This window comes from Burkholderia sp. AU4i, assembly GCF_000466765.1.
GTDB classification, from domain to species: Bacteria; Pseudomonadota; Gammaproteobacteria; order Burkholderiales; family Burkholderiaceae; genus Burkholderia; species Burkholderia cepacia.
The window spans coordinates 81,252-90,542 of record NZ_ASSI01000043.1 but is presented as its reverse complement, the minus strand read 5'-3'; the positions used below and the strand labels follow the sequence as shown (position 1 = coordinate 90,542).

Annotated in this window: 10 protein-coding genes and 1 pseudogene; 9 read left to right on the top strand and 2 right to left on the bottom strand. The window is 67.1% G+C overall.

Translation table 11 applies throughout. The features are described 5' to 3' along the window. The 9 genes and pseudogenes from L810_RS48080 to L810_RS09380 form a co-directional block, all read left to right on the top strand. A pseudogene (locus L810_RS48080) lies at window positions 1-203 on the top strand (hypothetical protein); the annotation flags it as partial. A 20-nt stretch (window positions 204-223) separates the two neighbouring features. Next, window positions 224-520 carry a hypothetical protein gene (locus tag L810_RS09415; protein WP_021158151.1) on the top strand — a complete coding sequence of 99 codons (297 nt, stop codon included), beginning with the start codon at window positions 224-226 and terminating at the stop codon, window positions 518-520. A gap of 26 nt (window positions 521-546) precedes the next feature. Further along, on the top strand, window positions 547-1,812 hold the full coding sequence (locus L810_RS09410) for a VWA domain-containing protein (protein WP_021158150.1): 1,266 nt from the start codon (window positions 547-549) through the stop codon (window positions 1,810-1,812). Window positions 1,813-1,824: 12 nt separating this feature from the next. Then, on the top strand, window positions 1,825-2,358 hold the full coding sequence (locus tag L810_RS09405; protein WP_042973877.1) for a TadE/TadG family type IV pilus assembly protein: 534 nt from the start codon (window positions 1,825-1,827) through the stop codon (window positions 2,356-2,358). Next, window positions 2,355-2,798, top strand: coding sequence for a TadE/TadG family type IV pilus assembly protein (locus L810_RS09400; protein WP_021158148.1), 444 nt, complete (start codon window positions 2,355-2,357; stop codon window positions 2,796-2,798). The genes L810_RS09405 and L810_RS09400 overlap by 4 nt, the downstream gene beginning before the upstream one ends. A gap of 22 nt (window positions 2,799-2,820) precedes the next feature. Beyond that, window positions 2,821-4,029, top strand: coding sequence for an AAA family ATPase (locus L810_RS09395; protein ID WP_042973876.1), 1,209 nt, complete (start codon window positions 2,821-2,823; stop codon window positions 4,027-4,029). 18 nt (window positions 4,030-4,047) lie between these two features. Further along, the gene (locus L810_RS09390) at window positions 4,048-5,415 is read left to right on the top strand and encodes a CpaF family protein (RefSeq protein WP_021158146.1); all 1,368 of its coding nucleotides are present in this window, start codon (window positions 4,048-4,050) and stop codon (window positions 5,413-5,415) included. 33 nt (window positions 5,416-5,448) lie between these two features. Continuing rightward, window positions 5,449-6,426 carry a type II secretion system F family protein gene (locus L810_RS09385; RefSeq protein ID WP_021158145.1) on the top strand — a complete coding sequence of 326 codons (978 nt, stop codon included), beginning with the start codon at window positions 5,449-5,451 and terminating at the stop codon, window positions 6,424-6,426. A 36-nt stretch (window positions 6,427-6,462) separates the two neighbouring features. Further along, window positions 6,463-7,425 carry a type II secretion system F family protein gene (locus L810_RS09380; RefSeq protein WP_021158144.1) on the top strand — a complete coding sequence of 321 codons (963 nt, stop codon included), beginning with the start codon at window positions 6,463-6,465 and terminating at the stop codon, window positions 7,423-7,425. A 340-nt stretch (window positions 7,426-7,765) separates the two neighbouring features. Here L810_RS09380 and L810_RS09370 read toward each other — a convergent pair whose 3' ends face one another. Both L810_RS09370 and L810_RS09365 read right to left on the bottom strand, forming a co-directional pair. Next, the gene (locus tag L810_RS09370) at window positions 7,766-8,722 is read right to left on the bottom strand and encodes a SphA family protein (RefSeq protein WP_042973890.1); all 957 of its coding nucleotides are present in this window, start codon (window positions 8,720-8,722) and stop codon (window positions 7,766-7,768) included. A gap of 36 nt (window positions 8,723-8,758) precedes the next feature. Then, the gene (locus tag L810_RS09365; protein ID WP_021158142.1) at window positions 8,759-9,286 is read right to left on the bottom strand and encodes a flavin reductase family protein; all 528 of its coding nucleotides are present in this window, start codon (window positions 9,284-9,286) and stop codon (window positions 8,759-8,761) included. Window positions 9,287-9,291 lie beyond the last annotated feature (5 nt).

The following is a 9,291-nucleotide window of genomic DNA, read 5'->3' as shown; positions in this document are numbered from 1 at the left end:
CCGACGGGGCTGACTCGGCGAACGCGGCGAACGCGGCCCGCGTCGCGCGCATCGAAGCCGCCGCCGCGCGCCTTGCGGCGGCCGGCCCCGACGCACCGGCCCGGTCGGCCCAGCCGGCCGCACCGGCGCGGTCGACGCACCGGCTCCCGGTGGCCGCCCATGCGCAGGTCGCCCGCTCGGAATCCGAGTCCACCGATCGTTGATGCCATCCAAGGGGACACTCATGAAATCCGCCTACCTCGTATTCGTGCGCCGCGCGGCGCTCGCCGCACCGCTCGCCTTCGCGCTTGCCGGCTGCATGTCGTCGACCCCGGTGTGGGACACCCGCTTCGGCGAATCGGTCCGCGCCGTGACGCAGGCCCAGATCATCGATCCACATGCCGCCGAACACGCGGCGGCGACGACGGTGGTCGACGGCGGCGCGGCGGCATCGGCGCTCGACAACTACGAAAAGTCGTTCAAGCAGGTCGATCCGCCCGCCAATGCATTCGTGATCGGCATCGGGAAGGCCACCCAGTAACGACGGCACGCTCAGGGAGAAAAGCCATGAACAGCGCAGCCCGCTATCCGAAAGTCATGCGTCGCAGCCTGCATCGCCAGCGCGGTGCCGTCGCGATCATCGTCGGTCTCGCACTGGCGGTGATGATCGGGTTCGTCGGCCTCGCGCTGGATCTCGGCAAGCTGTACGTCACGCGCAGCGAACTGCAGAACAGCGCCGATGCATGCGCGCTGTCGGCTGCGCGTGACCTGACCGGGGCCATCAGCCTGACCGTGGCCGAGGCCGACGGCATCGCCGCCGGCCACCTGAATTTCGCGTTCTTCCAGAACCAGTCGGTGAAGATGCTGACCGACACGAACGTGACGTTCAGCGATTCGCTGACCAATGCGTTCCTGACGAAGAACTCGGTCACGACGCCGGCGAACGTGAAGTACGTGCAGTGCACCGCGTCGCTGAGCAACATCTCGCACTGGTTCATGGAAGTGCTGAACGTGCTGCCGGGCACCAAGATCGCGAACGCGGCGACCGTGTCGGCCAGCGCGATCGCGACGGTGGGCGGCGGCCAGACGGCATGCGCGATCCCGGTGTTCGTATGCCGGGCCACGGGCGCGCCGTCCTACAACGTCGGCGACTGGATCACGTCGCCGTCCGGTTCGTCTTACGGGCCCGGCAACTTCGGCTGGGCGGCACTCGACGGCTCGACGAACGAGCCGACCATCGCGAGCGAGCTGTCGGGCAATACCTGCAATATCACGAGCCCGCCCGACCTCGGCTCCACCGGCCTGAAGTCGGCGTCGCTCCGCGCCTGGAACACGCGCTTCGGCATCTATACGAACGGCGCGAACGGCTCGAGCGGCCAGCCCGACTTCACCGGCTACGCGTATGTCGGCCCGAACTACGGGCCGCCCGGAACGGCGGGCATCAAGGGTGATGCGTACACGCAGTTCGTGACAGACCGCTCGAACTTCAAGCCTTACCAGGGCGACGGCGCGCCGCCGTCGGGCAGCGGGATCTCCACCAACGGCACCGTCACGGCGAGCAACTACCAGACCTATGGCGGCGACCGCCGTGTCGCGCTCGCGCCGGAAGGCGACTGCTCGTCGCTGAAGGGGAACAGCGGCAAGGTGCACGTGACGCAATGGGATTGCGTGCTGATGCTCGATCCGCTGCCGTTCAGCTCGGGCAGTGGCCCCGTCATAGCGCACCTCGAATACCTCGGCTCGTCCGTCTCCGGCAACAATCCGTGCGCGACGCACGGCTTGCCCGGCGACGGCAGCGCGTCCGGGGTCCAGGTGCCGATGCTCGTTCAATAGGGAGAGACGATCATGAAAAGGCCCCCGTTTCGCCGTTCGCGCACCCGTGGCGTGGCCGCCGTCGAGTTCGCGATCGTGCTGATTCCGATGATCCTGCTCGCGACCGGCGTGGCCGAGTTCGGCCGCGCGATCTACCAGTACGAGACGCTGACCAAGGCGACCCGCGACGCGGCGCGCTACCTGTCGATCTGGCTGCCGACCGACAGCGCGTATCCGGTGTCGGCGGCGCAGTGCCTCGTCGTCTACGGCAGCACGACGTGCGGCTCGGCCGGCACCGAACTGGTGCCGGGCCTCACGACGTCGATGGTGACCATCTGCGACGCGCAGCATACGACCGGTTGCAGCGACGCGTCCGACCCGGCGCAATTCTCGAACCTGCCGACCTACGACTCGAACAACAATGCGGCGAGCGGCACGGCGACAGGTGCGATCAACGTCGTCGAGGTGAAGATCAAGGGCTACACGTACCAGCCGATCCCCGCGTATCCGGGGCTGACGTCGATCCCGTTCGGCAACATCGTCACCGTGATGAGGCAAGTGTCATGAGCGCGCGCCCAGTCCCCCTGTCACGCCGGCGCGGCCAACGCGGCTCGACGATCGTCGAGTTCGGGCTCATCGCGTCGGTCCTGGTCATGCTGCTGATCGGCATCTTCGAATTCGGTCGCGTGCTGTTCTACTGGAGTACCGCGAGCGAGGCCGTGCGCCTCGGTGCGCGCACGGCGGTGGTCTGCGACGTCAATGCCGCCGGTGTCGCGAAACGCGTGACGGCGCTGCTGCCGCTGCTGTCGAACGCGAACGTGTCGGTGAACTACTCGCCGGCGAGCTGTACCGTGAACACCTGCGCGTTCGTGACGGTGAGCGTCACGAACGTCACGGTCAAGACGATGATCCCGTTCATGAACGTGTCGGTGAAGATGCCGCCGTTCACGACGACGCTGCCGCGCGAAAGCCTGACTTCCGCGACCGGCGGTGCAAACTGCAATTGATCGAACAGGCGAGGCACACGACATGATCAACATCCTCGTAGCTTCCGACGATACCGCGCGGCTCACGCAGATCGCGCGCCTCGTGACCGACTGCGGACGCTATCGCGCCACACGCGCGACTGGCCGCCCGTCGCAGATCGAGCATCGCACCGACGGGCTCGACGCGTTCGACATCCTGCTGGTCGATGGCACGTCGCTCGACGCGCCCGAGCTGGCGGCCATCGAGCGGATCTGCCGGGTTCACACCGGGCTGACCTGCATCCTCGTGACGGCGGATGCGTCGCCGCACGTGCTGCTCGACGCGATGCGCGCGGGCGCGCGCGACGTGCTGCAATGGCCGCTCGACCTGCAGGCGCTCGGCAATGCGCTCGCACGCGCGGCCGCGCAAAGCACGCGGCGCGACGCCGACGATACGCGGATCGTGTCGTTCATGTCGTGCAAGGGCGGGGCCGGCACGAGCTTCGCGGCCAGCAACATCGCTTTCGAGATCGCGGAAGGCTTCAAGCGCCGCGTGCTGCTGATCGACCTGAACCAGCAGTTCGCCGACGCGGCGTTCCTTGTCAGCGACGAAACCCCGCCGTCGACGCTGCCGCAGCTGTGTGCGCAGATCGAGCGGCTCGACAGCGCGTTCCTCGATGCGAGCGTCGCGCGCGTGACGGAGAACTTCCACGTGCTCGCCGGCGCCGGCGACCCGGTCAAGGCCGCCGAGATGCGCGAGGACGCGCTCGAATGGATCCTGGGCGTCGCCGCGCCGCGCTACGACTTCGTGCTCTTCGACCTGGGCGTCTGCATCAATCCGCTGTCGATGGTCGCGCTCGATCGCAGCGACCAGATCCAGCTCGTGATGCAACCCGCGATGCCGCACGTGCGTGCGGGCCGCCGGCTGCTGGAGATCCTCGTGTCGCTCGGCTATTCGACCGACCAGATGCGGCTCGTCCTGAACCGCGCGACGCGCGCGAGCGACCGGACCCGCACCGCGCTCGAGGAAGTGCTCGGCCTGCAGGCGGCCTGCACGATTCCGGACGATGTCGACACCGTGCTCGAAGCGATCAACCAGGGCCACCCGGTGTCGCGTCTCGCGCGCGGCACGACGGTCGCGCGTGCGCTGCAGGGATACGCGAAGCAGCTCGTCGAAGGGGAGGTGCGCGTGGGGCGCGGCACCAAGCACAGCGAACCGCTGATGTCCCGGCTGTTCGGCCGCAAGGCCACGCCGAAGCTCAAGTCCATGTAAATCTTTCGGGGAACCATCATGTCATTGCGCGAACAGATGTCCTTGCACCGGGCCCAGCCGCTGGCGGCGGGCAACGAACCGGCCGGCCCGGCGCATTCGTCGGTACGCGACGCGTACCAGAAGCTGCGCCGCGAAATTCACCTGGCGGTGCTCGAGCGCGTCGAGCTGGAGCGCCTGTCGCGGTTGCAGCAGGATCAGGTCCGGCAGGAAATCGCCGGGCTGATCTCGCGCATCCTCGACGACGAACGGATGCCCGCGAACGACATCGAGCGGCGGCAGCTCGCGATCGACGTGTACGACGAGATGTTCGGCTTCGGCCCGCTCGAAGCGCTGCTGCGCGACCCCGGCATTTCCGACATCCTCGTGAACACGTACCGGCAGGTCTATGTCGAGCGCGCCGGCCAGCTCGAACTGACCGACGTGACGTTCTACGACGATGCCCACCTGATGAAGGTGATCGAGAAGATCGTGTCGCGCGTCGGGCGCCGCATCGACGAATCGAGCCCGATGGTCGACGCACGCCTGCCGGACGGCTCGCGCGTGAACGCGATCATCCCGCCGTCCGCGATCGACGGGCCGCTGATGTCGATCCGGCGCTTCGCGGTCAACCCGCTGAAGATGGACGACCTCGTGCGCTACCACAGCCTGACGCCGCCGATGGCCGAACTGCTCGATGCGCTGTCGCGCGCGAAGGTGAACGTGCTGGTGTCGGGCGGCACCGGCAGCGGCAAGACGACGCTGCTCAACATCCTGTCCGGCTACATTCCGCGCAACGAGCGGATCGTGACGATCGAGGACGCCGCCGAGCTGCAACTGCAGCAGCCGCACGTGCTGCGGCTCGAAACGCGCCCGCCGAACATCGAGGGCAAGGGCGAGATCACGCAGCGCACGCTGGTGCGCAACGCGCTGCGGATGCGCCCCGACCGGATCATCCTCGGCGAAGTGCGCGGCGCCGAAGCGCTCGACATGCTCAATGCGATGAACACCGGCCACGAAGGCTCGCTCGCGACGATCCACGCGAACACGCCGCGCGACGCGCTGACGCGGCTCGAGAACATGATCAGCGTCTCCGGCCTGACGCTGCCGCCGAAGACGATGCGCCAGCAGATCGCATCGGCGATCTCGGTGGTCGTGCAGGCGGCGCGGCTGACGGACGGCAAGCGCAAGATCGTCAGCATCCAGGAGCTGACCGGGATGGAGGGCGACATCATCAACATGCAGGAGATCTTCACGTTCAAGCGCACGGGCGTGGACCGCGACGGCTCGGTACGCGGCCACTTCTGCGCGACCGGCGTGCGGCCGAAGTTCGTCGAGCGGCTGCAGGCGTTCGGCATCAACCTGCCGGATTCGCTGTACGACCCGTCGCAGCGTTACGAGACGAACTGACGACAGGGCGCCGCTAACCGCCGGGGAGACCTCATGAACACGATCTTTTACGCCTTTGTGATTCTCATGTTCGTCGCGGTCGTGCTGACGATCGAAGGCACCTATCAATGGTGGAACGCGCGGCACGGCGCTGCCGCGCGCCGGATCGAGTCGCGCATTCGCGCGATGTCGGCCGGCGGCAACGTCCAGCAGGAGCGGCTGTCGATCCTGAAGAAACGGATGCTCGACGAGTCGAAGCCGTTCGACCAGTTGCTGCTGCGCGTGCCGCGCGTGCAGGCGCTCGATCTCCTGATCCAGCAATCGGGCCTCGACTGGACGCTGTCGAAGCTGATCGTGCTCAGCGCGGTGTTTCCGGCGATCGCGTGGGTCGCGCTGAGTTTCGCCACGTTGCCGCAGCTGGCTGCGCTGCCGATCGCGCTGTGTGCCGGATGCCTGCCGGCGATGGTCGTGTTGCGCGCCCGCCGGCGGCGGATGCGCAAGCTCGAACGGCAGTTGCCGGACATCTGCGACATGATTTCGCGCGCGCTGCGTTCCGGTCATTCGTTCACGAGCACGCTCGGGATGGTGAGCGAGGAGTTTCCCGATCCGATGGGCGGCGAGTTCCGGGTCACGTTCGACGAGGTCAACTACGGCGTGTCGCTGCACGACGCGCTGATGAATCTCGCGACCCGCGTGCCGGTGCAGGACCTGCGCTATTTCGTGATCGCGGTGCTGATCCAGCGCGAGACCGGCGGCAACCTGGCCGAGCTGCTCGACAGCATCTCCGCGCTGATCCGCGAGCGCTTCAAGTTGTTCGACAAGGTGCGTGTGCTGTCGGCGGAAGGGCGGCTGTCGGCGTGGATCCTCGGGCTGCTGCCGTTCGGTACGGCCGGGGCGATCGCGGTGATGAACCGCGAGTTCCTGTCGGTGCTCTGGGAAGATCCGGCCGGGATCAGGATGGTCGGCACGATGCTGGTGACGATGCTCTTTGGCCTGCTGTGGATCCGCCGCATTGTCCGGATTCGCGTCTGACGCGTGAGCTGAATAACGAACCGTAGCGAGACTGTCATGCAAAACCTGAGCGTAGTTCACGCCGTGATGCTGGGCGGCCTGTTCATCTTCGTGGCCGGCGGCGCCCTGATCGGGATGCTGCTGTTCGCGCCGCGTAATATCCAGCGCCGGATCCAGCAGGCCGGCGGCGCCGGCACGGGCCCCGGCGACACCGACGACCTGGCGTCGCGCTGGGTCGCGAAGCTGGTGGAGCTGTCCACCCCGATCTCCAGGCTGTCGGTGCCGAAGGACGGGTGGGAGAATTCACCGCTGCGCATCCGGCTCATGAACGCCGGCTGGCGCAACCCGAGCGCGGCGGCGCTGTACTTCACCGCGAAGACGATGCTCGCGCTCGCCGTGCCGTGCGCGGCGCTGCTGGTACTGATCACGACCCGGCTCGGGGATCAGCGCGAACTCCTGTCGGTCATCCTCGTCGTGCTTGCCGGGATCGGCTACTACATCCCGAACATCGTGCTGTCGCAGCGGATCAAGGTGCGCCAGCAGAAGATCTTCGAGGATTTCCCGGACGCGCTCGACCTGCTCACGGTGTGCGTCGAAGCGGGGCTGGGGCTCGACGCGGCGCTGATGAAGGTGAGCGAGGAGCTGCGGTTCAGCAGCGAGGTGGTCTCGAGCGAACTCGACCTGCTGCTGCTCGAGATGCGCTCCGGCTTCACGAAGGAGACGGCACTGCGCAATCTCGCGTTGCGTACCGGCGTCGAGGACATCGAATCGTTCTGCGCGATGCTGATCCAGGCCGATCGTTTCGGCACGAGCATCAGCGAATCGCTGCGCGTGCTGTCGGACATGCTGCGCACGCGACGCCGGATGCGCGCGGAGGAGCGGGCCGCGAAGATTGCGTTGAAACTGTTGTTCCCGCTGATCTTCTGCATCTTTCCGTCGCTGATGCTGGTGCTGCTCGGGCCGGCGATGATTCACGTCTATCGCGTGCTGTTGCCGACGTTCGTCGGGATGTCGCAGTAAGCGGCGAACCGGCGTTACGCCGGGACCGGCGGAAACGTCGATGAAGGATTCGCGTGCCGGGCGGCCACCGCCGCCGGCCGGCACGGCAACAGGCTTCATGGAGGCTCCCTCCCCAGGCGGCGCCGCGAGACAGGTTGACCATAGCGGCGTCAATGCATCCTGGACCCATGGTCGGCCATGGAACTAGCCGTAGTCCACCGCCTGATCGGCTGCCCCCTACTGCTAACCTGAATGCCGGCGAAGTTTGCCGGCATCACGTCGTGCGCGATGCAGCGGAGGTCGCGGATCACGACCGGTGTGCGCGCGGGGGGCACGGCCGCCGTTCGCCCGGTCTCGGCCCTCACTGAAAGTGATGCACGTACCGCAGCACCATCCGCGTGCCCTGCGGCCGGTTCCGCGCATAAGTCTCGAAATACGCGTTGAACATCAGGTGATCCTGTTGCGAGAAGCTGTACATGGCCCCCGGGCCGATCGCGAACACGGCCTCCCGCGTGCCCGGCACGTCCTGCCCGTTTTCCTTCATGTCGGTGGTCTGTCGCAGCCAGTAGCCGTTGATCCCCAGCCGCAAGCCGGGGCGCACCTCGTACTCGGTCGCGAAGTTCGCGTGGATCGCCTGGCCGGCCTGCGTCGACGTCACGTCCGGGCCGAGCGACGTGGCCGGCCGATGGTTGGTCGTGTTCCACAGATAGTGCAGTCGCCACGACACGGTCCATTTCGGCGTGAGCCACAGCGTCGCCGCCCAGTACGGGTCGAACGACCAGGCATGGCTGCCCGGGTTGATCGCGCGCGACGGGTCGTACGCGCCGGTCGGCGCGATGAACTGGAATTCCACGCGCTGCGCGAAACGCGGTCCTTGCGCGCCCATCACCGGGTCGAACTGGACGAACGGGCCGATCAGCATGTCGCCGAAGCCGGCACGCGCATTCAGCGCGACGTTGCCGATGCCGTCGTCGGTCCGCGCCGACGCGATCCACGGCAGGATCACGTCGAGGCCCGGATGCATGCCCGCGAACGTCAGCGGCGACTGATAGACGAGCTGGCTCAGCCCCGCGAACAGGTCGACGTCCTGCTTCGGCAACCCGACCTTGTTGCCCGCGTTGTCGTTGACGCGGCCGGCCGTGTAGTACTGCAGGTACTGCGTGCCGTACCAGCCGGAGCCGGCCGGCGGCATGCCGTCGAGAAAGCTGGTCATGCCGAGGTTGACCGCCGGCAGGTCGGCTGCGCGGGCCGGCGCGCTTGCGGCCATGCCGGCGATCGAGAGGCCCGCGACGACGAGCAGGCGAGAGCCGAATTTCATGTTCACCACCTCCTGGTTATTTATCTGTATAACTAATCAAACGGTGCGAAAAAGATCGGGATGATCGGCGATCGCGCGATACTGGCCCGCATGAAACACGAGCGGCGCCTTGCCGAACGCGTCGAACTGTTCGATCTGGCCGATGAAGAGCAGGTGATCGCCGCCTTCGTAGTGGCCGACGTTGCGGCACACGAAGCGCGCGCTCGCGCCGTCGAGGCAGGGCACGCCGCCGGCTTCCGAATCCGCGTGCGGCACGCCGTCGAACTTGTCGGCGCTGGGCGTCGCGAAGCGGCGCGACAGGTCGATCTGGTCGTGCGCGAGGATGTTGATTGCGAAATGGGTGGCCGCGACGAAATCCGGGCGGCTCGGCGCGAGCTTGCGAAGGCTCCACAGCACGAGCGGTGGATCGAGCGACAGCGACGAGAACGAATTGGCGGTGAGGCCCACCTTGCGTCCGTCGGCCGCGCACGTGGTGATCACGGTGACGCCGGTCGGGAACTGCCCGAACGCGGCGCGCAGCTGCATCGGGTCGAGGGTCGGGGGGGCGGTAGCGATCGTTTCCATGCCGG

Bases quoted from the DNA above. Each gene is read 5' to 3' on its own strand.
- L810_RS09415 (WP_021158151.1), top strand. From the start codon at position 224: ATGAAATCCGCCTACCTCGTATTCGTGCGCCGCGCGGCGCTCGCCGCA.
- L810_RS09410 (WP_021158150.1), top strand. From the start codon at position 547: ATGAACAGCGCAGCCCGCTATCCGAAAGTCATGCGTCGCAGCCTGCAT.
- L810_RS09405 (WP_042973877.1), top strand. From the start codon at position 1,825: ATGAAAAGGCCCCCGTTTCGCCGTTCGCGCACCCGTGGCGTGGCCGCC.
- L810_RS09400 (WP_021158148.1), top strand. From the start codon at position 2,355: ATGAGCGCGCGCCCAGTCCCCCTGTCACGCCGGCGCGGCCAACGCGGC.
- L810_RS09395 (WP_042973876.1), top strand. From the start codon at position 2,821: ATGATCAACATCCTCGTAGCTTCCGACGATACCGCGCGGCTCACGCAG.
- L810_RS09390 (WP_021158146.1), top strand. From the start codon at position 4,048: ATGTCATTGCGCGAACAGATGTCCTTGCACCGGGCCCAGCCGCTGGCG.
- L810_RS09385 (WP_021158145.1), top strand. From the start codon at position 5,449: ATGAACACGATCTTTTACGCCTTTGTGATTCTCATGTTCGTCGCGGTC.
- L810_RS09380 (WP_021158144.1), top strand. From the start codon at position 6,463: ATGCAAAACCTGAGCGTAGTTCACGCCGTGATGCTGGGCGGCCTGTTC.
- L810_RS09370 (WP_042973890.1), bottom strand. From the start codon at position 8,722: ATGAAATTCGGCTCTCGCCTGCTCGTCGTCGCGGGCCTCTCGATCGCC.
- L810_RS09365 (WP_021158142.1), bottom strand. From the start codon at position 9,286: ATGGAAACGATCGCTACCGCCCCCCCGACCCTCGACCCGATGCAGCTG.